This is a genomic window from Bradyrhizobium sp. HKCCYLS1011 (assembly GCF_051167795.1).
Classification (GTDB): Bacteria; Pseudomonadota; Alphaproteobacteria; order Rhizobiales; family Xanthobacteraceae; genus Bradyrhizobium.
Window position 1 is genome coordinate 74,306 of sequence record NZ_JBNPTT010000006.1, and the last position, 22,224, is coordinate 96,529.

The 22,224-nt window shown below is 64.7% G+C and carries 16 protein-coding genes; 5 read left to right on the plus strand and 11 right to left on the minus strand.

Annotated elements, in window-relative coordinates:
• Window positions 1-46: 46 nt before the first annotated feature.
• From ACQR1W_RS20905 to ACQR1W_RS20915, 3 genes are read left to right on the plus strand one after another with little or no spacing between them, the layout of a single operon-like run.
• Window positions 47-1,657, plus strand: a complete 1,611-nt coding sequence (locus ACQR1W_RS20905; RefSeq protein ID WP_434852564.1) for an amidohydrolase family protein — start codon at window positions 47-49, stop codon at window positions 1,655-1,657.
• Window positions 1,654-2,664 carry a CobW family GTP-binding protein gene (locus tag ACQR1W_RS20910; protein WP_434852565.1) on the plus strand — a complete coding sequence of 337 codons (1,011 nt, stop codon included), beginning with the start codon at window positions 1,654-1,656 and terminating at the stop codon, window positions 2,662-2,664. The genes ACQR1W_RS20905 and ACQR1W_RS20910 overlap by 4 nt, the downstream gene beginning before the upstream one ends.
• A gap of 4 nt (window positions 2,665-2,668) precedes the next feature.
• On the plus strand, window positions 2,669-4,498 hold the full coding sequence (locus ACQR1W_RS20915; protein ID WP_434852566.1) for a CocE/NonD family hydrolase: 1,830 nt from the start codon (window positions 2,669-2,671) through the stop codon (window positions 4,496-4,498).
• Between the two features lie 110 nt (window positions 4,499-4,608).
• On the opposite strand, the gene ACQR1W_RS20920 is transcribed toward ACQR1W_RS20915, so the two are convergent.
• Complete coding sequence (locus tag ACQR1W_RS20920; protein WP_434852567.1) at window positions 4,609-5,331, minus strand: pyridoxamine 5'-phosphate oxidase family protein; 723 nt, start codon at window positions 5,329-5,331, stop codon at window positions 4,609-4,611.
• 58 nt (window positions 5,332-5,389) lie between these two features.
• On the opposite strand from ACQR1W_RS20920, the gene ACQR1W_RS20925 reads away from it, so the two are divergent.
• Complete coding sequence (locus tag ACQR1W_RS20925) at window positions 5,390-6,832, plus strand: PLP-dependent aminotransferase family protein (protein ID WP_434852568.1); 1,443 nt, start codon at window positions 5,390-5,392, stop codon at window positions 6,830-6,832.
• Between the two features lie 4 nt (window positions 6,833-6,836).
• Here ACQR1W_RS20925 and ACQR1W_RS20930 read toward each other — a convergent pair whose 3' ends face one another.
• From ACQR1W_RS20930 to ACQR1W_RS20945, 4 genes are all read right to left on the minus strand, one after another.
• Entirely contained in the window at window positions 6,837-8,135 is a 1,299-nt protein-coding gene (locus ACQR1W_RS20930) for an MBL fold metallo-hydrolase (RefSeq protein ID WP_434852971.1), read from the minus strand.
• 131 nt (window positions 8,136-8,266) lie between these two features.
• Window positions 8,267-10,174 (minus strand): peptidase M4, encoded by a 1,908-nt coding sequence (locus ACQR1W_RS20935; protein WP_434852569.1) that lies wholly within the window; start codon window positions 10,172-10,174, stop codon window positions 8,267-8,269.
• Between the two features lie 27 nt (window positions 10,175-10,201).
• Window positions 10,202-11,356 (minus strand): patatin-like phospholipase family protein, encoded by a 1,155-nt coding sequence (locus tag ACQR1W_RS20940; protein ID WP_008971223.1) that lies wholly within the window; start codon window positions 11,354-11,356, stop codon window positions 10,202-10,204.
• Window positions 11,357-11,465: 109 nt separating this feature from the next.
• Window positions 11,466-12,080, minus strand: coding sequence for a hypothetical protein (locus ACQR1W_RS20945; protein ID WP_008971222.1), 615 nt, complete (start codon window positions 12,078-12,080; stop codon window positions 11,466-11,468).
• Between the two features lie 256 nt (window positions 12,081-12,336).
• Here ACQR1W_RS20945 and ACQR1W_RS20950 point away from each other — a divergent pair, with 256 nt between their 5' ends.
• Window positions 12,337-13,425, plus strand: coding sequence for an SMP-30/gluconolactonase/LRE family protein (locus tag ACQR1W_RS20950; RefSeq protein WP_434852570.1), 1,089 nt, complete (start codon window positions 12,337-12,339; stop codon window positions 13,423-13,425).
• Window positions 13,426-13,547: 122 nt separating this feature from the next.
• Here ACQR1W_RS20950 and ACQR1W_RS20955 read toward each other — a convergent pair whose 3' ends face one another.
• The 6 genes from ACQR1W_RS20955 to ACQR1W_RS20980 form a co-directional block, all read right to left on the minus strand.
• The gene (locus ACQR1W_RS20955; RefSeq protein WP_434852571.1) at window positions 13,548-14,348 is read right to left on the minus strand and encodes a class II aldolase/adducin family protein; all 801 of its coding nucleotides are present in this window, start codon (window positions 14,346-14,348) and stop codon (window positions 13,548-13,550) included.
• A 208-nt stretch (window positions 14,349-14,556) separates the two neighbouring features.
• Complete coding sequence (garD, locus tag ACQR1W_RS20960; RefSeq protein ID WP_434852572.1) at window positions 14,557-16,098, minus strand: galactarate dehydratase; 1,542 nt, start codon at window positions 16,096-16,098, stop codon at window positions 14,557-14,559.
• A gap of 251 nt (window positions 16,099-16,349) precedes the next feature.
• Window positions 16,350-17,798 carry an aldehyde dehydrogenase family protein gene (locus ACQR1W_RS20965; RefSeq protein WP_434852573.1) on the minus strand — a complete coding sequence of 483 codons (1,449 nt, stop codon included), beginning with the start codon at window positions 17,796-17,798 and terminating at the stop codon, window positions 16,350-16,352.
• A 54-nt stretch (window positions 17,799-17,852) separates the two neighbouring features.
• The gene (gudD, locus tag ACQR1W_RS20970) at window positions 17,853-19,208 is read right to left on the minus strand and encodes a glucarate dehydratase (protein WP_434852574.1); all 1,356 of its coding nucleotides are present in this window, start codon (window positions 19,206-19,208) and stop codon (window positions 17,853-17,855) included.
• A 162-nt stretch (window positions 19,209-19,370) separates the two neighbouring features.
• Window positions 19,371-20,315, minus strand: a complete 945-nt coding sequence (gene kdgD / locus ACQR1W_RS20975) for a 5-dehydro-4-deoxyglucarate dehydratase (protein WP_434852575.1) — start codon at window positions 20,313-20,315, stop codon at window positions 19,371-19,373.
• A 162-nt stretch (window positions 20,316-20,477) separates the two neighbouring features.
• Complete coding sequence (locus tag ACQR1W_RS20980) at window positions 20,478-21,383, minus strand: LysR substrate-binding domain-containing protein (protein WP_434852576.1); 906 nt, start codon at window positions 21,381-21,383, stop codon at window positions 20,478-20,480.
• Between the last annotated feature and the right edge of the window lie 841 nt (window positions 21,384-22,224).

Below are 22,224 nucleotides of genomic sequence, written 5' to 3' on the forward strand. Positions count from 1 at the left end.
AGACCGCCGACGAGGCTTGCTGATTGGAAGACAAGGAAACAAGAGCATGACTGAACAGGCCGACATCCTTCCGGGCGACGAGCTCGCGCATATCAGAAACAAGGGCACGCAGGCGATCGTGCCGGCGGCGACCTCGCGCGATCGCGGCACTGGACCGTTCAAGCGGCTGGCCCTGCGCAGCGCCACGGTCATCGACGGCACTGGCGCGCCGCCGATCGGTCCGGTCGACATCATCGTCGAGAACGGTCGCATCGTCAGCATCAAGAAGGTCGTCGGTTACGGCTACGGCGGCAAGCCGGGCGAGCCAGCCGATCACGAGATCGACTGTCGCGGCAAATGGGTGACCCCGGGCTTCGTCGACTGTCATGCCCACGCCGGCGTTGCCTATCACTCGGCGAACGGCTGGGTGCCGCCGGTCGACTATGTCTACAAGCTCTGGCTCGCCCACGGCGTCACCACGGTGCGCGAGATGGGCTCGATGAACGGCCTGTCCTGGATGATCGACCAGAAGAAGCGCTCCGAGGACAACAGCATCGCGGCGCCCCGGCTCTTGTCCTACGCGTATTTTCCGGCCGTGAACGACATGGTCAAGACCATCTACACGCCCGAGCAGGGCCGTAGCTGGCTGCGCGCTGTGAAGGAGCGCGGCGTCGACGGCATCAAGTTCTTCGGCGCGCCGCCGGCGATCATGGAGGCTGCGCTCGACGAGTGCAAGAAGCTCGGCCTGCGCGCCGGCTGCCATCACGCGCAGATGGCGGTGTCGCGCATGAACGCGCTGACCACCGCGCGCTGGGGGCTGACCAGCGCCGAGCACTATTACGGCCTGCCGGAGGCGCTGTTCGAGGATCGCGTGATCCAGAACTTCCCGCTCGACTACAACTACACCGACGAATATTTCCGCTTCTCGGTGTCAGGTCAGATGTTCCGGCAGGGCGCCGAGCCGGGCTCGGCGAAATGGAATGAGGTGCTGGAGCAGTTCCTCGAAATCGGCTTCACCTTCGTCCCGACCTTCTCGATCTACGATGCCAACCGCGATCTGATGCGGGCGCGTCAGGCCTATTGGCACAAGGACTATACCTGGAAATCGATGTGGGACTACTTCACCCCGCAGCGTGGTGGCCACGGCTCCTATTGGTATCGCTGGTCGACCCAGAACGAGATCGAGTGGAAGGAGAACTACCGGCTCTGGATGGCCTTCATCAACGAGTACAAGAATCGCGGCGGTCGCGTCTGCACTGGCTCGGATTCCGGTTTCATCTACCAGATCTTCGGCTTCGGCTATGTGCGCGAGCTGGAGCTGTTGCAGGAGGCCGGTTTCCATCCGCTCGAGGTGCTGCGCTCGGCGACCTCGCAAGGCGCGGCGCTGTGCGGACTCGAGAATGAGATCGGTACCATCGACATCGGCATGCGTGCCGATATGCTGGTGCACGATCATAACCCGCTGACCGATTTCAAGCTGCTCTACGGCACCGGCGCGATGCGCTTCAACGACACGACCAATGCCGTCGAATGGCATCGCGGCCTGAAATACACCATCAAGGACGGCATCGTCTACGATACCGAGGAGCTCCTGGCCGACGTGCGCGAGCTGGTCAAGGCGAGCTGGGAAAGCGACGTGCCGGAGAAATACGCTGTCAAGGACGCTGCCGCGCCATGACAGCTGCGCCGATCGACTTCTTCGTCCTGACCGGCTTTCTCGGCTCGGGCAAAACCTCGTTGCTGCGCGATTTCCTTGTCAGCGACGCGGCGAGCGATACGGCGGTGATCGTCAACGAGGTTGGCGAGATCGGGCTCGACGGCGTGATCCTGCGCGAGAGCGGCGACGACGTGCCGATGGCGATGCTTTCGAACGGCTGCGTCTGCTGCCAGATCGGCTCCGATCTGGCGTTTACGATCGATCGCCTGATCATGCCGCCGCGCCCGGCGGGCGCGGGTCCACTGCAGCGGATCATTCTGGAAACGTCGGGCCTGTCGATGCCCGGTCCGGTGCTACGCCAGCTCGCAACGCTCGCCGAGCACCGGATGCGTGTTGCCGTGGTCGGCACCTACGATCTCGCGCGCGGCACCGCGGTGGCCGCTTTCGAAGAGGCGGCGGCGCAATGGGCGGCGTCGCACCGCATCGTCGCGACCAAGGCCGATCTTGCACCGGACGCGGTGGCGGGTGCGACGGAAGCGATCGCCGGCATCAATCCGGTTGCCGAGGTGATCGCAACGGCCGATCGCACCGCAGCCGTGCGGACGGCGTTCGCGCCACTCGCGTCGGCGCCGCCATTGCGCGAACTGACGCCTCCGACCACATCTGCGCATCCGCGGCTCGCTCTTTGCCTCGTACGTCCAGTCGGTGAACTTGCCTATGCCGATCTCGCGGCTTGGCTGGACAATGTCGCCGGCGCGCTCGGCGAACGCCTGCTCCGCATCAAGGGGCTGGTGAGGGTTCACGAGGCACCCCGGCCGCTGCTGGTCGAAAGCGTCGGCACCATGTTCTCGCCGCCACGACAGCTTTCGGCCGACAATCCGCCGCCGCCGTTCGTCGTGGTGATCGCGCGCGACATCATGCGCGCCGAAGTGGAGCAGGTCGCGCCGTCAGGCCTGTTCAGCTTCTCCTGGCGCCAGCCGGAGTCCGCACCAGGCGCGGCCGAGATCAAAGCAGAATGGGTGAGCTGAGCGCATGACTGTGACTGACAACACGGCATCGGCCTGGCGCGTGCCGCCGGCCGACTATGTCGCGGCCCGGCCGCTCGACTATCTGATCACCCAGCCATCCTCTTGTTACGTGACCATGCGCGACGGCTGCCGCATCGCGGTCGATGCCTACGTGCCGCAGCCGAAGGACGGCACCGGCGCCGGCCGCTTTCCCACACTCGTGTTCTTCACGCCCTATTATCGCCGCTTCAAGCTGAGGCCTGGCGGCAGCGGCGAGATCAATCCCAACACCGGCAAGTTCCGTGACTACTTTGTGCCGCGCGGCTATGCAGTGGTTGTGGTCGACGTCCGCGGCACCGGCGCCAGCTTCGGGACCCGCGACAGCTTCCGTTCGCCCAGGGAGCGCGAGGATAGCCGGGAGATTGCCGACTGGATCGTCGCGCAACCCTGGTCGAATGGCGCCATCGGCGCCACGGGCATCTCCTATCTCGGCGCCGCCGCCGATTTTCTGGCCAGCACGGGCCATCCCGCCGTCAAGGCGATCGCGCCGTTGTTTTCGGTGTGGGATACGTATGCCGACAACTACTTCCCAGGCGGGATTCAGTTGAAATCGCTGACCAAGGTCTATGACGAGCTGATGGTCGGGCTCGACCATGATCGGCGCGATATCCTGCGGCAGTTCTCCTATTTCGCGAATCCGGATTTCGAAGGGCCGCAGCCGGTCGATGAGGACCCGGATGGCGCGCTGCTGAACACGGCGATCACGCAGCATCTCGGCAACTTCCGCCAGACCGACTTCATGGCCGAGTTCAGATTTCGCGAGGAGGGGCTGCCTTACGATCCCGCCTTCAGCTCGGCCTCGTTCAGTCCCTATTCGGTGGCCGATGGCATCAGGCCTGATGTGGCGATCCTGTCGGTGTCCGGCTGGTTCGATGGTGCCGGCTATGCCAACGGTGCCATCGTGCGGCATCTCACCATGCGAGACAATCCGAGGCATCTGCTGCTCGGCCCCTGGGATCACGGCGCACGCATCGACATCTCGCCGTGGCGGACATCGGTCGAGCCGAGTTTCGCGCTTCTCGGTGAGATCCTGCGCTTCTTCGATACCTATCTGCTCGGCTATGATACCGGGCTGATTGACGAGGCGCCGATCCATTACTACGCACTTCATGCCGAGCAATGGCGCGCCGGGCATCAATGGCCGCCGGTCGTGGCGCGGCGGCAATTCTACCTCGCCTCTGACGGCGAACTCACCCAGGCCGCGCCGCAAGCGGGCGAAGATCAGCATCACGTCGATTTCAGCCGCGGCACCGGTCACAACACCCGCTATGAGCGGATCGCGGGCATCGACAGCCGGCATTACTACGCCGATTGGCAGGGTCGTACGGCGTCGATGCTGAGCTACACCAGCGCGCCGTTGCCATCGGCGATGGAGCTGGCCGGCCATGGGCTTGCCGACCTCTGGCTTTGGTCCAGCGAGCCGGATCTTGCGCTGTTCGTGTACCTCAGCGAGGTCGAGGCCGACGGCACCGAGCGCTATGTCACCGAAGGCCTGCTGCGCGCCCTGCATCGCAAGGAGAGCACAGCGCCGGACCAGTATCGCACCACATGGCCGTTTCGCAGCTTTGCGCGCGCCGACGCCGCGCCGCTGATTCCGGGGCAGCTCGAGCGTATCCGCGTGCCGCTGTTGCCAGTGGCGTGGCAATTCGCAAGCGGCAGCCGCATCCGCGTCTCGATCGCCGGCCACGACGACGATCATTGCGGCCAGGTGCCGCATGGCCGTCCGCCCGTGATCACCACGATGCGCGGCGGCGAGCACGCCTCCGCAATCGAGCTGCCGCTGGTTGCAGTGTAGCTGACGAACTCGTGCGCCGTCGGCGAAGACGGTTTACCCTCTCCCCTTGTGGGAGAGGGTGCACCGTGCTTGTTGATGCAGCGTTCGGGCTGCTGTCGCGAATGGACGGACTATCCTGCCGGATAGCTCATCGCATAGGCATCCGTCAGCGCATCTTCCAACAGCCGGCCGGCGCTGTAGCTCGCGAGCGTGGCCGGCCGCGAAGTGCCCGCAACCAGCCGGCTGCACGGTTCCGGCGCGCCGAGCACGGTGCGGACCGGAATGCGCTCGGCATAGGTCGGCAGCGCATAGTCTTCCTCATCGTCGACGATGCCGCTGCTGCGGATCTTGGCCGAGGCCTTCTCGATCTCCATCGTGACGACGGCAGTTGCCTTGAGCTCCTGTGCGGTGGTCGGGCGCAGGGTCGCGGTGCGACCGGGGAAGAAGCGGTCGACCATCATGGTGAGCGCATGCGCCTTTTCGGCCTGATCCTCGATCAGCCTGGCATGGCCGAACGCCATCACGGCGCGGTAGTCCGCCGAGTGATGGAAGCCGCTGCGCGCCAGCACCAGGCTATCGAGCTGGGCAACGGTGAGACAGGCAGGCTCGCCTTCGGACAGGTTGCGCAGCATGCGGCTGGCGCTGGAGCCGTGCCAATACAGCGTCGTTCCTTCGCGCCAATACAGCGTCGGCGTGCAATAGGGCTGACCGTCGATCACATAGGCGACGTGGCCGAGCGCGGCGGAGTCGAGCAGGGCGTGCACGGTGGCATGGTCGTAGCGGCCGCGATCGTGCCGGCGCTTAACGCGGTTGGTCTCGTCGACGGGATAGCTGGCCTGTTCGGACATCGTCATTCTCCGGTTGGAGAACGCTTCCTGCCATGGCAAAGTGGTTGCTGCGAGCTCCAATTTGATGAGAAACCAAGCAACCACTTCCAGGCGCCGCCGCGACGACGTGCTGGCCCTGCCGATCCGGCTGGATCGCGCGATCCGCAACCAGGCGCTCCAGGTGCACGGTGCCTTGCGCGCCGCGATCGTCGACGGGCTGCTGACGCCGGGCCTGCGGCTGCCGTCGACGCGCGCCCTGGCCGAGCAACTCGGCGTCCGTCGCAACGCCATCGTCACGGCGTATGAGCAGTTGCTGTCCGACGGTCTGGTCGAAGCGCGACATGGTGCGGGGACCTATGTCGCCGCGCAACTGCCGGCGCCCGCGCCGGCGGCTCCTGTTGCCGAGCTCGCCGTCCAGACCACGCCGCACCGTCCGTTCGCGCTCGGCTTTACCCTTGTGGACACGCCGCTGCTGAAGCGGCTTGCTGCCGCGAGCCGGCGCCGCATTGCTCGGGCCTCGCGCGATGAGCTCGGCTATGGCGATCCGCGCGGCAGCGCTCATCTGCGCACGCAGATCGCGCATTATCTTGCGGCCAATCGCGGCATTCGCAGCGATCCGAGCTGCATCCTGATTGTCAGCGGCACGCAGCAAGGCCTGCGGCTATGCACGGAGGCGCTGCTGAAGCCGGGCGATCCCGTCTGGTTTGAAGACCCCGGCTACTATGCCTCGCGCAACACTCTGCGCGCATCCGGCATGACGCTGGTGCCCGTGCCAGTCGATGGCGAAGGCATTGTTGTGACGGCCGGTGAGAAGGCGATGCGCGCGGCCAAGGCCGCTTACGTGACGCCGTCGCACCAGTTCCCGACCGGGGTCGCGATGAGCATGGCGCGGCGCGTGGCACTGCTGAACTGGGCGCAAGCGGCTGATGCCGTCATCTTCGAGGACGATTACGACAGCGAGTATCGCTTTGCCGGCCCGCCGTTGACGGCGCTGGCCGGCATCGGCGGCGAGCGCGTGATCTATATCGGCACGTTCAGCAAGACGCTGTTCGCAGGTCTCAGGCTGGCTTATCTCGTGCTGCCGCCGAGGCTCGTGCCATCCGTGGTCGCGGCCCGCGCCTCGCATGATCGCTTTCCGCCGCGCTTCATGCAGGATGCGCTCGCCGACCTGATGGCGGATGGCGCGATTGCGGCCCATATGCGACGGATGCGTTTGCGTTACCGTCAGGCCCGCGATGCCGTCGCGGAGACGCTGCAGCGGTCTGCCAAGGACTGTCTGCACATCGCAGCCCCTGCGCAGGGCCTGCATCTGCTCGCGACACTGCCGCTGGACGCGCCGAAGGACGCGGCGCGGCTGATCCGCGAACGCGCCGGCATCGAGAGCCGGCTGTTGTCGGACGCGCGCATCGTGCCGCGCGGACCGGACGGATTCATCCTCGGCTATTCAGGCTTTCCGGCAACCGACCTGGTCGACGCTGCCAAGCGGCTCGGGCGCGCCGCGCGTGACGTCCTGCGCGGAGCGCGATAGCTGGTCAGAAACTATAGTCGATGAAGAGCCCTCCTTTCGGGGCCGTGAAGGCGGTCGGCACGTTGCCTGCGTCCGGAGCCGGCTCCTCCGTGCCGGCCGCAACCTGGTCGCTGCGCGCGAGCTGGTCATTCATGCGCTTGCGCAACGCATCGAGCAGGGGCGCCCGCGGCACCTCATTGTAAGCGTGCTCCTGGGTCGAGCACATGCCGACGCAGCCCATGCGCATCGCCTGCACGGCGTCCTTCGGCGTGGCATTGGCGCTGCCGTGATGACCGACCTTGTAGAAATCGATCTTGCCGAGAATGCCCTTGGCCTTCTCGGTCAGCTCGGTATGGCCCGGAGTGCCATAGGCGCCCCCATAGAGGAAGTTCTCCCAATTGCCCCATTGTGCGTCACCCGCGAACAGGAGGTTCTTGCCGCCGAACGAGAACAGCACGACCAGGCTCTGGTTGTTCAGCGTCTTGTCCGCGGCCACCGCCTGGGCAGCGAGCACGTCGGGCTGTGCGCTCCTGATCATCCGGATGATCTGATCGGGACCGTAGAGCTCGAAAGCCTTGTCGTTGTAGTCTTCATGGCTGCCGCGATAGGCATCGGCGAACGGCTTCGAGCGCCCGAAATCCTGCTCCGTTCCGGTCGCGCCGGCCAGATATTGCTGGTTCTTGTTGGTCATCTGCGTGATCAGCGCGTCGTCCATCGGCGGCCCGAGGATCTCAGCGTTGAGGCCGGCATCCTCGAGATCCGGCGGCAGCTTCGGCGTGTCGCCGGCCTTGTAGTAATCGGGTTGCACCTTGGTCTTGAAGCCGCCATGCAGGACGTTGAGTGCCTTCTGATTGGCGGCGATCCCGGCAGCGCCGAGCCCGCCGGTGATGTTCTCGGCCATCTGAAGCATCTGCTCGGTGGCATCGTCGTGACTTGCGGCCAGCCGGGCGCGAAACTGCTGGCCGAGATGACCGGCCATTGCGGTCAGGCTGGCCTGGAAGGCCGCCGCCTTCGGATCATCAGGCTTTTCGAACCAGGGCATCCAGACGCGGTCGACGGCGATCTGGCTGAAGATATCGCTGCAACTGGCAAAGCCGGAGATATGATCGGCGTGCCGATGGGTCATGATGACCAGCGACAGGTGCTTGTTGCAGTCCTCCGCCATCTGCGTGACGGCGTCGCGAATGCTGCCAAGATCCCTGGCGTGGACCCCGCAGTCGATCAGGATGTGGCCGGCGCCGGTCCTGGTCGGCACGCTCAAGAGGAAGAAGTCACCGAAGCCGACGCGATACATGCGCACCCGCATGCCGCCGGCGGCCTTCACCAGCGCACGGGAGTTGGGCGTTGTCTCCTGCGGCGCCGGCACGGATGCCCGGCGCGCGTTGGCGGGATTGCGTGCGGTCATGCGCTTGGGTGACCGCGGGCGAGATGATTTGGAGGACGCCTTGGCCATGGTCAGACTCCAGCATGCAGCAGCGCGAAGTTCAGGCGGAAGCGCGAATTGTCGTCCGACGCGTTGTCGGCCGCGGCGCGCCCACTCGCGATGTAGAAGCTGCGGATCCGCTCTTCGCGCTCGGGCTTGTAGAGCTTCGGAATGACGAACCGTATCCGTGGATCCGGCCGCTCATCGCGGTCCGGCGGATCCTGGGCGATGAGGAGCGTGACGCCGTTGCGCATCGGGAAGGTACCGGGGATTCCGGTCCCAAACGGAATCTGCATGGTCTGAACCAGCTCCACCACCATGGTGACATAGAGCTTGCCATCCTTTCCGGTGTGGAACATCGGATGGAAGGACGGCGCGGCAATCGCGCCCGCGTGGCGGTCGAAGCCGAGCATCTCGGCGTTCTCGGCGGCGTAGGCGCGCAGCACGTCGCCGTTGCGATCCTTCTCCTCCTTGGTCAGGCCGTTCGGATCGCCGAACACCAGGCCTGGGACCCGGAGCCGGCCGGACGGCGCCTTGGGCCAGAACAATGCGTCCTCGGAAAATGAGTTCGCATCTTCGGCGTAGATGCCGCGCAGCCGGAACGCCTGCATCAGCGCGTCGCGAATATGGTCGCGGTCATCGGGTGAATAGTCGAGATGCGCGGTGAGCAGGGCGCGCAGAAAGTCGCCGAAGGTGATGTCGACCGGCGGGCAATAGTCGAGGGCGCGGGCGCAGATCGTGAAGAACTCCTCGGCGGTTCGGCTCGCCTCCGCGGCCAGGCGGCCGGCAAGCGGCGAGGGCAGGTCGGATTTTTCCAGGCTGCCGCCGCCGGCGCGATAGATCCGGAACAGGTCAAAGGTCCTGCGGCCATAGACAGTAAAGTAGGCGTCGAACACGGCGGCGACCAGGATCGAGCCGCGCTCGTGCGGCTCCGTCTTGGTGGCGATGTCCTTCGCGCCTTCCGTCGTCGGAGGTGTGGTCAACGCGCTCCGCAGGCTGCATTGCCGGCCTGCCGCCTCGCCGAACTGGGTGGCCAGTGCGATCAGCGGATTTTCGGTGTCGAGCTGCGACTGCAGGACCGGCGTGGCGCCCGGGGCGGTGGCGAAATCGCCCTTGAGCTTGAAGTCGAACAGCTTGCCGCCGGTCTTCTGGAGGGTGTCGATCAACACCTCCTCGTGGGAGAAATGCAGGAACAGAGCGGCGAGATCGGCGAAGGCTTCATGGAAGGCCGCGACATCGACATTGCTTGGCTCCATGAAATATTCGCGGATGCCGTCGACGATCGCATGCGTGGTCTCGTGCACGATGATGTCGTGCGACAGGCAGATGAACACGGTTTGTCCCGGCAGATTGCGACCGGGATTGGTCTGGCTTGCCTTGAAGTAGCCGAACAGGATGCCGTGCGCGTCCGGAGAATAAAACGCGTTGGCTTCGCACATGGCGTGCGGAAACAGATTGAGACGGCGGGACGCGCCCTTCGGAGCATGCGGCTGATTGTCGCCCAGCCGTGTCCGCCAGCGGACGCGGCGCCCGAGCGCATATTCGAAGCGCTGCAAGGTTTCGCTCGCGACAGCATAGACCATCTGCTGATGGAAACGCGGATCTCCCTCCGACGGCGGCAGGCCATTGGTCATCAGCAGCCTGGGATCGTCGAGATTGACCGGCTTGTAGAACGTGCGCTGCCCCCCATCATAATCGATCACCGCGAACCGATCGCCGACCGGCCCGGGCTCGAGCTCCTCGTAGCTGACACGGGTGATCATCTGGTTGCCGACGAAATTGCCCAGACTCGGATCGAAAGCATAGACGTTGAGCGGGCGGATCGACGGCGTCGGGATCTCGGTCGAGGTGAAGATGTCGATCGGGCTTTCATCCGGCTTGGACGGCCGCTCGCCCGGTCCGCCCGTTTCATCGCATCTGAACCGCGATCGATTTGACATGGTCGCCTCCGCAACGATGGGCGCGCTTCAATAGGCTTCCGGAAAGGGAAATGCTGGCGGCGTCATCTGCATGCCAAGTGCAGCCTGCAGCTCCGGCTTGATATGCGCCCGCAACCCCGCATCGCAGATCGCATAGCCCCAGTTGATCAAACGGTGCTGCTGATCGCGCGGCATCTTCTCCAGCCGCGTCGCGATCGCCGCAAGCGGCGTGGCGTCCCGATGCAGGCAGCCCAGGGGATCGTCAGGCAGATGATAGTCGGCAAAATTGGTGCGGATGCCCCAATATGTGCCGGTGTAATCGCCGCGTTCATAGGCATCGATCAGATGCCGTTTGCGCAAGCTCCGCACCTGGTTGTCGATGATATCGAGCACGCGCATGGAGTGACGCGCCCAGTCATGATGCGGGTCCGGTTCGGCTGCGATCTTTTGACCGGCATCGCTTACCAGCAGCGTCGTGAACCGCTTCACCGTCTCCAGGCCGAGATTGTCGTAGACGCCGCCGTCGCTCAGGATCGCCTGCGTCGTGTAAGCCTGGTCGTGATTGAGGTCGGCGCCCTTGGTCTGGCGTACCTTCTGCTTGATCGGCAGCGTCAGCGGGGACAGCACGGGCGGGAACGCCGAGGAGGCAGCTACCGCAGTGGCGAGCGCGACATCCGGCGCATCGACGAGACCGATCCGATAGTCGCCCATATAGGGCCGCGAGAATCGCCACAGCACCGAGGTCTGCACGTTGGTCGCGTTGATGACGAAACGCGGCGCCTTGTTGTCGCTGTCGTCAGGGAGATCGGCAAGCTTGGCGCCGTTGAACAGCACCTCGTCATAGGCCTTGGCGACCCGGTCGCTGATCGTACCCGGCAGGAAGATGCCGCCGATGATGGCGCCGGCGTCGACGGTCCTATCCGCCATCTGCTGCATGCCGTCGACGAAAAGCTGGAAGTTCTTGGCCTTGCCGTTGTCGAACTGCAGGTCCTTCCACTTGAAGCCGAGATAGGCCGCGGTGATCGAACCTCCGGAGACGCTCGAGATGCGCTTCAGCCGGCCGAGCAGCCCAACTTCATTGAGGCGCCACAGCGCGCCGATGTGGAACACCATGGCGCGATAGCCGCCGCCGGAGAGCGACAGCGTGGCGCCCTGTACTTGCTCGGTAGATTCGGAATCGAGGTCGGTCGGTTCGATCGGCATGACGCTCCCCCCTGTTTGCGATCGGTCGCGCGAGGAGGGCTGCACGTTCAAGGCGAATCAAAATAATCCGACACGCATTGCGCCGCGTGTCTGAAGGACGTCATGCGCCTTATTGATATGGATCGTGCTGAATGTTCGGCGTGGTCTGGCGGACCCGGCGCAGCGTGATCGGCGAGCCGTCCGAGACGAATTGCAGCTCGTAGGCCCGTCCCGCTTGATCGGTTGCGCGGCAGGTGACGCTCGCAACCTGAAGCGAGGCGAAATTGCCGATCTGACGGCAAACGCCGGCCGAGGTCTCGGTCGCCGGCACCGGAATGCCGTCGACCCTCGGGCGGTCCTTGGAATTCAGCAGCATCCGGTCGACAGGCAGCTCGTAAAGATCCTGCTGCGCCCGCGAGCGGTGGCCGTTGATGCCGGAAAACGCGATGATGTGGCTGTCATCGGCCGGATCGTCCAGCGCGACCGTGAAATGTGCGCGGCCCTTCTCGCTGTGAAAGAAGGCGACCGCCTTGCAAGGAAATTCCCGGCCGTCGACGGTGAGCTTGCTGCAGGTGCCGGACATCAGCGCATAGAGGTCGATGTCTGGCTTGATCTCCGGGTCGGTCGAGGCGGTAGTCGGGTCTTGCGCGAGGGCGGACCCGACCAGGCAGAGGCTCAAGGCCGCGACCAGGCACTGGACCACGCGCCAGCCAAGGCGCGAAGTCACGGACGGACGGCGCCGCATGGGGCAGGGGTCGAGTGGGTCGGCGAGCTGTTGCAAGCGGTTTGCGGCGGATTCTGTCGGCGGATCATTGGGCTTATAGCGAGCGCCGCCCCGTTCGTCACCTCCTTCAAGGATCCGGCGCAGCGTGCGCCGCAATATCGATGTGCCGACGGCATCGATCGATGCCGGAACAGGATTAGACCCGCCGGCACGCCGGTTTTAAGCAGGTGCAGGCCGGCGATAGGCCGAAGCAAAAGCCAAACCAGGGAGGATTCTTGTGAAGTTTTCACGTCGACACATTCTTGCAGGCGCTGTGGCGGGCTCCGCCGCGGCCATCGCCGGGCGCGCCGCCGCTCAATCATTCCCATTCAAGCCCAACCAGCGCTATCCGGATCCTGCCGTCGAGATCCTCGATCCGAGCTTTGCCAAATACCGGCTCTACAGCAGCACGGTCGAGCAGCTGGCGAGCGGCATGCGCTGGGCGGAAGGCCCGGTCTATTTCCCGGACGGCGGCTATCTGCTGCTCAGCGATATCCCGAACAACCGGATCATGAAGTACAGCGAGGCCGACGGCAGCTTCACGGTATTCCGCAGCCCGTCAAACTACGCCAACGGCAATACCCGCGACCGCCAGGGACGGCTGGTCACCTGCGAGCATTCGCTGACGCGGCGCGTCACCCGCACCGAGAAGAATGGTGCGATCACGGTGCTCGCCGACAGTTTCGAGGGCAAGCGGCTGAACGCGCCGAACGACATCGTGGTCAAGTCGGACGATACGATCTGGTTCACCGATCCGATCTTCGGCATCGGCGGCAATTGGGAAGGCTTCAAGGCCAAGCCGGAGCAGGCCAACACCAACGTCTTCCGCATCGGCGCCGACGGCAAGCTGACCGCCGTCATCACCGACCTGGTCAACCCGAACGGGCTTGCCTTCTCGCCGGACGAGAAGAAGCTCTATGTCGTGGAATGGAAGGGCACGCCGAACCGCAGCATCTGGAGCTACGACGTCAATGCGGACGGCACAGTCGGCAACAAGGTGAAGCTGATCGATGCCGCCGACCAGGGCGCTCTCGATGGTTTCCGGGTCGACCGCGACGGCAATCTCTGGTGCGGCTGGGGATCGAACGGCGCGCTGCAATCCGAGCCCACCGAGGTCAACGGCCACAAGGTCTATCAGCTGAAGGGCAAATCCGAAGATCTCGACGGCGTCATGGTGTTCAACCCGCAAGGCAAGCCGATCGGCTTCATCCGCCTGCCCGAGCGCTGTCCGAACCTGACCTTCGGGGGCCCGAAGGGCAACCGGCTCTATATGGCGGCCTCGCACTCGTTGTATTCGCTCTACGTCGAGGCGGAAGGGGCGGTGTAGGCGAGCGGAGGTCTGTCGCGAGCGACGCGTCCCACTTCGCCTTGTGGTTATGGATTCCGGGCTCAGCCCTTCGGGCTGCCCCGGAATGACGGAGGCGAACGTGGGAGCAGTTCTGTTCGTTATTACTTCCCCATCAGCGTCTGTACCCGCAGCTTCCAGAGATTCCAGACGCGGTCCATGATCACCATGTTGACCGCGTCGGCCTTGGTGCCTTCTTCCGGACTGAGATAGGTGACGTCGCTGCCGAGCCCGAGGGCCTGGGCCTGCAGCTTGGCGTTGACGTCGGTGTAATAGGCGCGGAACACCGCGACCTTCACCGCGGAGCCGACGGCGACATCGCCGTGGCCGCGCATCAGCACGATCGATTTGTCGCCGAGCGCAGTCGCAAGCGACTTGCCGATCGCATTGTTGCTCACCAGCATGTTGGTGGCGCCGAACGCCGCGCCGATGTCCCAGACCGGCGCACCCGCCGCAAGGAAGGCGGCATTGTGGAACATCGGCTTCAGCTGTGTCTTGCTGTTGGCGAATGGAATCACGCCCAGCGAATGAGCATGCACTACGGCCATCACGTCCGGCCGCGCTCTGTAGATTTCGGCGTGGATGAAGCGTTCGAGAAAGATGCTGCGGCCGCGGGCGTCGACGGGCTCGCCGTTCTCGTCGAACTCCATGATGTCGTCGGCCGTCACCAGCGCCGGCGCCAGCGAGCGCGACATCAGAAAGTGCTTCGGGTTGGTCGGATGCCGCGCGCTGACATGGCCGAAGCCGTCGACCACGCCGAGATCAGCAAGGATGCGGCTGCCGACCACGAGGTCGTCAAGCAGTTCGCGCGGGACGGTGTTGATGGTTTCCTGCGCGCGGGAGGTCGCGCCGGTCACAAGGAGCAAAGCGACGGCGAGCGCAGCAAAACGGCTGATGATGTGCATCTGATCGGTCCGCCATGTCGGGTGGATTTAAGTTTGACACTCCCAGCATACCCGTCATTGCGGACGAAGCGAAGCAATCCAGATGCCGCTGCTACCCTTGTAGCTCGAAACAGCCGATGTAGCAGAATTGGCCGTCTTTGAATTACAAGGGTAGCACCTTCGCCGACGCTCCCAGATCAGTCCCGATCACGACCCCTGATCGAGAATCTCATGTCACCGGCGCAGGGTTGAACAGCGTGAGGTCGTTGTGGATGCCCCAGCGGTCGGACCACGGCTTGGTGCGGCCGCTTGCGACATCCAAGATCAGATTGAACAGCTCCCAGCCGGTCTCCTCGATCGTCATCTCGCCGGTGGCGATGCGCCCGGCGTCGAAATCGATCAGGTCCTTCCAGCGCCGCGCCAGCTCGCTGCGGGTTGCGACCTTGATCACCGGTGCCGCCGCGAGGCCATAGGGCGTGCCGCGTCCGGTGGTGAACACCTGCAAGGTCATGCCGGAGGCGAGCTGCAGGGTGCCGCAGATGAAATCCGACGCCGGCGTCGCCGCAAACAGCATGCCCTTCTGCCGCGCCCTCTCGCCGGGTGCGAGCACGCCGGTGATCGGGGTTGAGCCTGACTTCACGATCGAGCCCAATGATTTTTCGACGATGTTGGCAAGGCCGCCCTTCTTATTGCCCGGCGTGGTGTTGGCGCTGCGGTCGGCGCCGCCGCGCGCGAGATAGGCGTCGTACCATGCCATCTCGCGCACCAGCGCGCGGCCGACCTCCTCGTTGATGGCGCGTCGCGTCAAAAGCTGGATGGCGTCGCGGACTTCGGTGACTTCCGAGAACATCACGGTGGCGCCGGCCTGCACCAAGAGGTCCGCGGCAAAGCCGACGGCGGGATTGGCCGTGACGCCGGAGAACGCATCGCTGCCGCCGCATTGCAGGCCGATGACGAGGTCGGAGGCCGGGCAGGTCTCGCGCTTGCGTTTGTTCAGTTGCGCGAGCCGTCGATCGGCCGCCTCCATGATGGACTCGACGATGGCACCAAAGCCGTCGAAGGCCTCGTCCTGCATGCGCACGATCGCATTGTCGACGCCCTCCGGCACCAGCCGCTCAGGGGCCAGCTTCTCACAGCCGAGGCCGACCACCAGAATCTCACCACCGAAATTCGGGTTCAGCGCCAGGTTCTGCAAGGTGCGGATCGGCACCACCGCGTCGGGCGCGGTGATGGCGACGCCGCAGCCATAGGCATGGGTGAGGCCAACGACATCATCGACATTGGGATATTTGGGAAGCAGCTCGGACTTGATGCGCTTGATGGCGAATTCGAGCGTGCCGGACACGCACTGCACCGAGGTCGAGATGCCCAGCACGTTCTTGGTGCCGACTGAGCCGTCGGCATTGCGATAGCCCTCGAAGGTGTAGCCTTCGAGCGGGGGCAGCGGGGCAGGGACGACGGTGGCGATCTCGAGCCTGTCGAGGGCAGGCGCCTCCGGCATCTCGATGCGGGCTTCATCGACCCATTCGCCGGCCTTGATCGGCGATGTCGCGGTGCCGATCACCTCGCCATAGCGGACGATCGGCGCGCCCTGGTCGATGTCGACCAGCGCGGTCTTGTGGCCCTGTGGCACGAAGCTCTTCAACTCAAGGCCATCAGGAAATTTGGTGCCGGCGGGCAGGCCGAAATCATTGACGACGATCGCGACATTGTCGCGCGGGTTCAGCTTGATGTAACGCGGTTCTGCCGCCGCGACCGGTTCGTGTTTCATGCCTGCTCCTCGTCCTATGAGCTTTGGTTAGGCTGACGCGGCACTCGCTGTGCAACCTCGCCCCGCTTGCGGGGACGCGACGAGCTTCGCTCGCGCTGGGAGGTCGGATTGCATCGCAAGATGCAATCCGGGTGAGGGGGTACAGGTCTTGTGGCTTGCACCGAGCAAGCGTCTGCCCCTCACCCCAACCCTCTCCCCGTAAAGAACGGGGAGAGGGAGCCGACCGCTGATGCCGCGTGATCTCACCGAACTCACACCGGATAGGTATAGGCCGTCTTGACCGCGGTGTAGAACTCGCGCGCGTAGGAGCCCTGCTCGCGGGCGCCGTAGCTGGAGCCTTTGCGGCCGCCGAACGGCACGTGATAGTCGACGCCGGCGGTCGGCAGGTTGACCATCACCATACCGGCTTCGCTGTTGCGCTTGAAATGCGAGGCGTATTTCAAGCTCGACGTGCAGATGCCGGCGGCGAGGCCGAACGGCGTGTCGTTGGCGATCGCAAGCGCCTCGTCGTAGCTCTTGGCGCGGATGACAGCGGCGACGGGGCCAAAAATCTCCTCGCGGGCGATGCGCATGGTGTTGGTGGCTTCGGTGAACAGCGCCGGCTGCATGTAGAAGCCGGGGGTCTCGCGGTTCAAGAGTTCGCCGCCCCAGGTCAGCTTCGCGCCCTCGTCCTGGCCGATCTTGAGGTAGCGCTGGTCCTGCTCGAGCTGGTTCTGGTCAACGACAGGGCCGATATGGGTGCCCTGCTTCACGGCGTCGTCGACCACGAGGCCCTTGAGTCGCTCGGTCATCGCTGACACGAACTTGTCATGAATGCCTTCGGTCACGATCAAACGCGACGAGGCCGTGCAGCGCTGGCCGGTGGAGAAATAGGAGCCGTTGACGCAAGCTTCGACCGCGACCTTCAGGTCGGCGTCGTCGAGCACGATCATCGGATTCTTGCCGCCCATTTCGAGCTGGAATTTCTTCAGCGGATCCGAGCTCACGCAGGCCTGCGCGATTCTGCGCCCCGTGGCCACCGAGCCGGTGAAGGAGATCGCAGCGATATCGGGATGTTCGAGCAGGGTCTGGCCGACCACCGAGCCCGGGCCGACCACGAGATTGAACACACCAGCGGGAATGCCGGAGCGTGCGATGATCTCGGACAGCGCATGCGCCGAGCCGGGCACCAGTTCGGCCGGCTTGAACACCACGGTGTTGCCGTAGCAGAGCGCAGGTGCGATCTTCCAGGCCGGGATCGCGATCGGGAAATTCCAAGGCGTGATCAGGCCGACCACGCCGACCGGCTCGCGGGTGATCTCGACGTCGAGGCCGGGCCGTACCGAAGGGCCCTTCTCGCCGGTGAGGCGCAGCGCTTCGCCGGCAAAGAATGCGAAGATCTGCCCGGCACGGGCCACCTCGCCGATGCCTTCGGGCAGGGTCTTGCCTTCCTCGCGCGCCAGCAGGCGGCCGAGCTCTTCCTTGCGTGCCAGGATCTCGGCCGAGATCTTGTTTAGAGCGTCATAGCGCTCCTGCGGGGTCGAGCGCGACCACGCCGGGAAGGCAGCCTTGGCAGCGGCGATCGCCTTCTCGGTCTGCGCCTTGTCGGCCTTGGCATATTCGCCGACGACGTCATTGGTGTTGGACGGGTTGATGTTGCGCGTCGCACCGTGACCGTCGACCCATTCGCCGGCGATGAAGTTCTTCAAGATCGCGTTCATGTTGTTCTCCGAGAAATTGCGCGATTGGACGGGCACCTTACCCCATCAAATGCGTCAACGCACGAGACAGGGCCGTTTGTCATCAAACGTCCATCCAGGGATCAAAAACTGCATCGCGATTGCGTCATCCCGCGCACCGAGCCCATGCTGCTTATAGAGGACATGGGCCTTGTCGACCGCCGTGCGGTCGAGCGCGATGCCGAGGCCGGGCCGGTCGGGAACGGCGATCCTGCCGCCCTTGATCTGGAACGGCTCCTTGGTCAGGGCCTGACCGTCCTGCCAGATCCAGTGGGTGTCGATCGCTGTCACCTTGCCGGGAGCCGCGGCACCAACATGGGTAAACATTGCCAGCGAGATGTCGAAATGATTGTTCGAATGCGAGCCCCAGGTCAGGCCGTTGTCGCGGCAGGTCTGCGCCACCCGCACTGAGCCCTGCATGGTCCAGAAATGGGGATCGGCGAGCGGAATGTCGACCGCGGCCAGTCGCAGCGCATGGCTGAGCTGCCGCCAATCGGTGGCGATCATGTTGGTCGCGGTCGGCAGCCCGGTGGCGCGGCGGAACTCGGCCATGATCTCGCGTCCCGAGAAGCCGGCCTCGGCGCCACAGGGGTCCTCGGCATAAGCGAGGATGCCGTGCATGTTGCTGCACAGCCGGATCGCCTCGTCGAGCGACCAGGCGCCGTTGGGATCGAGCGTCACGCGCGCGTCAGGGAAGCGCTTCGCGAGCGCGGTCACCGCCTCGATCTCCTGCTCGCCGCGCAGCACGCCGCCCTTCAGCTTGAAATCGGCGAAGCCGTAATGGTCATGCGCGGCTTCCGCGAGCCGCACCACCGTCTCGGGCGTCATCGCCTCCTGGTGGCGCAGGGCGAACCAGCCGTCCTTCTCGCCCTCGCCGGTGGTGTAAGGCAGGTCGGTCTTGCTGCGGTCGCCGACGAAAAACAGATAGCCGAGCACGTCGACCGATGTGCGCTGCTGGCCTTCGCCAAGCAGGGCCGCCACCGGCAAGCCAAGATGCTGGCCGAGCAGGTCGAGCAGCGCGGATTCGACCGCGGTCACCGCATGGATCATCACGCGCAGGTCGAAGGTCTGCTTGCCGCGGCCGCCGGAGTCGCGATCGGCGAACGTCTCGCGCATCGACGCCAGGATGTTGTTGCAGGCGCCGATCGTCTGGCCGATGACGAGGTCGCGCGCGTCCTCCAGCGTCTTTCGGATCTTCTCGCCACCCGGCACCTCACCGAGCCCGGTATGGCCGGAATTGTCGGTGAGGACGACGAGGTTGCGGGTGAAGAACGGCGCATGCGCGCCGCTTAAGTTGAGGAGCATGCTGTCACGGCCCGCGACGGGGATGACCTCCATCGCGGTGACGATCGGCGCGCCGTTGAAACCGGCGCCAATCGCGTTTTGAACCATCTGCTCCTCCTTTGGTCGTCTTGTTAGTACCACCGTCATTCCGGGGCAGCCCGTCAGGGCTGAACCCGGAATCTTGAAATTGGCTTGCGTCTTTTCTCTTCCATCAATCTCCAGATTCCGGGTTCAAGGCCTTGCGGCCTTGCCCCGGAATGACCGTGAAACCTACTCCGCCGCCTGACGCGCCGGCAGCGCATTCGGCAGTTGCGCTACCAGGGCGGTGAGCTCGGCCATTTCGGCTTCAATCAAATCCGTTAGCGGCGGGCGTACCGGACCGGAATCGCGGCCGATCACCTTCATGCCGGCCTTGATTATCGACACCGCATAGCCCTTCTTGCGGTTGCGGATCGCGATCAAAGGCAAGATGAAATCCTTCAATCCGGCGTGGATCGCCTCGTGATCGCGCCGGCGCACCGCGGCGTAGAACTGGACCGCAAATTCCGGCACGAAGTTGAACACGGCCGATGAATAGGTCGTGACGCCCATGTCGAGATAAGGCAGCGCGAAGGTCTCGGCCGTCGGCAGGCCACCGATATAGGTGAGGCGGTCGCCGAGCTTGGAATAGACCCGGGTCATCAGCTCGATGTCGCCGATGCCGTCCTTGTAGCCGACCAGGTTCGGGCAGCGCTCGCACAGCTTCGCCAGCGTATCGGGCTGCAGGATCGCATTGTCGCGGTTGTAGACGATGACGCCGATCTTCACCGCATTACAGATCGCCTCGACGTGGGCGGCGAGACCCTCCTGCTCGGCATGCATCAGATAGGGCGGCAGCAACAACAGGCCGTCGGCGCCGGCCTTCTCGGCGCCGACAGCGATCTCGCGCGCGATCGCGGTGCCGTAGCCGGTGCCGGCGAGCACGGGCACGCGGCCCTTGGTTTCCTCGACCGCGACGCGAACGACCTCCGGAACCTCGGTCGCCGTCAGCGAGAAGAACTCGCCGGTGCCGCCGGCGGCGAACAGGCCAGCAACGTCATAGCCGCACAGCCAGTCCATGTTGGAACGATAGGTCGCCTCGTCGAAGGAATAGTCCGCCTTGAACGGCGTCACGGGGAAGGAGAGCAGGCCACTGCCGATCTGCGCGGCCATCTCCTTGGGGGTCATCTTGCTCATCGCGCGTTCCTCTCGGATTCCGATCATCGACGCGGAACTTGGGCCATGAGCCTAGGGCCATATACCTTGGGGCTCAGACATCGCGTCCTTGAGGCCTTTCGTTAAGACCAAGTCCGATGCCGGTCCAAGCCAATCACGGTATCGATCAATACCAGGTCGGCATCAATCCTCGCTCTGCTGCAGCGCGGCGAGGCTGCTTGCAATCTCAACCAACGCGGGCAGCAGCGGATTGTCGTGCTCACGCCGCCAGACCAGGAACAGCTCGACTGGGGCGGCATTGCGCAGCTTCAGGGGACGCAGCTTCACGTCGGCGATCCGAAGGCTGCTCGCCGCTTCCGGCACGATGGCGACCCCAAGACCTGCGCGCACCATCGAGAGAATGGAGTGGATCTGGCTTAAGTGCTGGACGTAGCGTGGCAGCACCTCCGCCCGCATGAATTGCGCCACCAGCAGGTCGTGGAAATAGCGCGCTTCTGAGGGCGAATACATGATGAAGGGCTGGCCGTCGAAGTCCTTGATCGAGATGCTGTCGGCGGAGGCGAGCCGGTGGCGCCGCGGCACGGCGGCGAGCAGCTGCTCGGCGACCACGCGCTTGGTCGCGAATTCCGGCCGCGCGATCGGCGGCCGCAACAGGCCGGCATCGATCTGCCCAAAGGCGAGCGCCTCGATCTGGTCGCCCGATACCATCTCGCTCAATGACAGATCGGCCTCGGGCAACCGCGTGCGGCAGGCCGCCAGCAGCTCCGGCATGAATCCGTAGGCTGCGGCGGCCGTGAAGCCGATCTTGAGCGAGCCGCTCTTGCCGCTGGCGATCCGCCGCGCCACCTGCGCCGCGCTTTCTGCCATTTTCAGGATGTGCCGCGCCTCGGGCAGGAAGCTGCGCCCCGCCGGCGTCAGCTTCACCGAGCGGCTGGTGCGCTCCAGCAGCGCCGCATCGATGATGTGCTCCAGCACCTGGATCTGCCGGCTCAAGGGCGGCTGGGTCATGTTGAGCCGGCTAGCGGCGCGGCCGAAATGCAGCTCCTCGGCCACCGTGACGAAGCAGCGAAGCTGGTTGAGATCGAACATCGATGCCTCCCAGGTATGGATGGCGCGGGCGTAGACCGCGGATTAGCATTGATCGGATCAACTGAAAATGCCGGGGGCAGATCGACAGTTGCCAGGCGGTCTTCCATGTTGGGCTCGCGCCAGTGGTCCGTTGGCTCGCAATGACGGAAGCTCGACTGCACCAACAAGCACCCTGTCGTCCCGGCCTTGAGCCGGGACCCATATCCCCGGGGAGCGGTTTGGGGCAGAAGCGTCGTTAGCTGCTCGCTCACCACGCCGGCCGCGGCGTATGGGTCCCGGATCGGCGCCGCGACGCGCTGACGCGCGTCGCGGCTTGTCCGGGACGACGGGGAGAGAGCGGCTTCACATCTCAAACAGCGCATCCATCAGAAGGGGTGGATCAGTCAACTTGACATAACGGCGCGTTCTCGCGGCAACCGATGCCCGAGGCTTCTGATCAGTGTGTCCCCCTTAAAAAGTGCAGAGGGCGCAGGGAATGCCGGGTGAAGGCCTCACCCATGGCCCGCCTGCGAAAAAAATGCAGGCGGCAGGTACCACAGGTCAAGCCGAACATCCGGCATTCCCTGCGCGATGGTCTTAACGCTTATACGCAGTCTCCCTGGTGCGCCGGGCTTTTTGGCCACCATATCCACGCGGCGCGTTAGCGCCGTCGCGAACGTAACACCAGCGTCGGGGTGTCAGGACGCTGCGACTTCACGTCCGCGCCTGCCGTTCGTCCACGCGTCGCAAGACGCGCTGCGGCATGACAGCGGCCATCGCATCCCGCCTCGCGTGTCGTGACGATCGCGCGCAACGCCCCTCCGCGGTGAGGCGGGATGCGCAGATAAAATCATGATTTCGG

Excerpts from the sequence above, each read along its gene's own strand:
- ACQR1W_RS20925 (WP_434852568.1), top strand. The coding sequence starts at position 5,390 with ATGAGAAACCAAGCAACCACTTCCAGGCGCCGCCGCGACGACGTGCTG.
- gudD (WP_434852574.1), bottom strand. The coding sequence starts at position 19,208 with ATGGTTCAAAACGCGATTGGCGCCGGTTTCAACGGCGCGCCGATCGTC.
- ACQR1W_RS20905 (WP_434852564.1), top strand. The coding sequence starts at position 47 with ATGACTGAACAGGCCGACATCCTTCCGGGCGACGAGCTCGCGCATATC.
- ACQR1W_RS20920 (WP_434852567.1), bottom strand. The coding sequence starts at position 5,331 with ATGACGATGTCCGAACAGGCCAGCTATCCCGTCGACGAGACCAACCGC.
- ACQR1W_RS20980 (WP_434852576.1), bottom strand. The coding sequence starts at position 21,383 with ATGTTCGATCTCAACCAGCTTCGCTGCTTCGTCACGGTGGCCGAGGAG.
- ACQR1W_RS20940 (WP_008971223.1), bottom strand. The coding sequence starts at position 11,356 with ATGCCGATCGAACCGACCGACCTCGATTCCGAATCTACCGAGCAAGTA.
- garD (WP_434852572.1), bottom strand. The coding sequence starts at position 16,098 with ATGAAACACGAACCGGTCGCGGCGGCAGAACCGCGTTACATCAAGCTG.
- kdgD (WP_434852575.1), bottom strand. The coding sequence starts at position 20,315 with ATGAGCAAGATGACCCCCAAGGAGATGGCCGCGCAGATCGGCAGTGGC.
- ACQR1W_RS20945 (WP_008971222.1), bottom strand. The coding sequence starts at position 12,080 with ATGCGGCGCCGTCCGTCCGTGACTTCGCGCCTTGGCTGGCGCGTGGTC.
- ACQR1W_RS20915 (WP_434852566.1), top strand. The coding sequence starts at position 2,669 with ATGACTGTGACTGACAACACGGCATCGGCCTGGCGCGTGCCGCCGGCC.
- ACQR1W_RS20910 (WP_434852565.1), top strand. The coding sequence starts at position 1,654 with ATGACAGCTGCGCCGATCGACTTCTTCGTCCTGACCGGCTTTCTCGGC.
- ACQR1W_RS20955 (WP_434852571.1), bottom strand. The coding sequence starts at position 14,348 with ATGCACATCATCAGCCGTTTTGCTGCGCTCGCCGTCGCTTTGCTCCTT.
- ACQR1W_RS20965 (WP_434852573.1), bottom strand. The coding sequence starts at position 17,798 with ATGAACGCGATCTTGAAGAACTTCATCGCCGGCGAATGGGTCGACGGT.
- ACQR1W_RS20935 (WP_434852569.1), bottom strand. The coding sequence starts at position 10,174 with ATGTCAAATCGATCGCGGTTCAGATGCGATGAAACGGGCGGACCGGGC.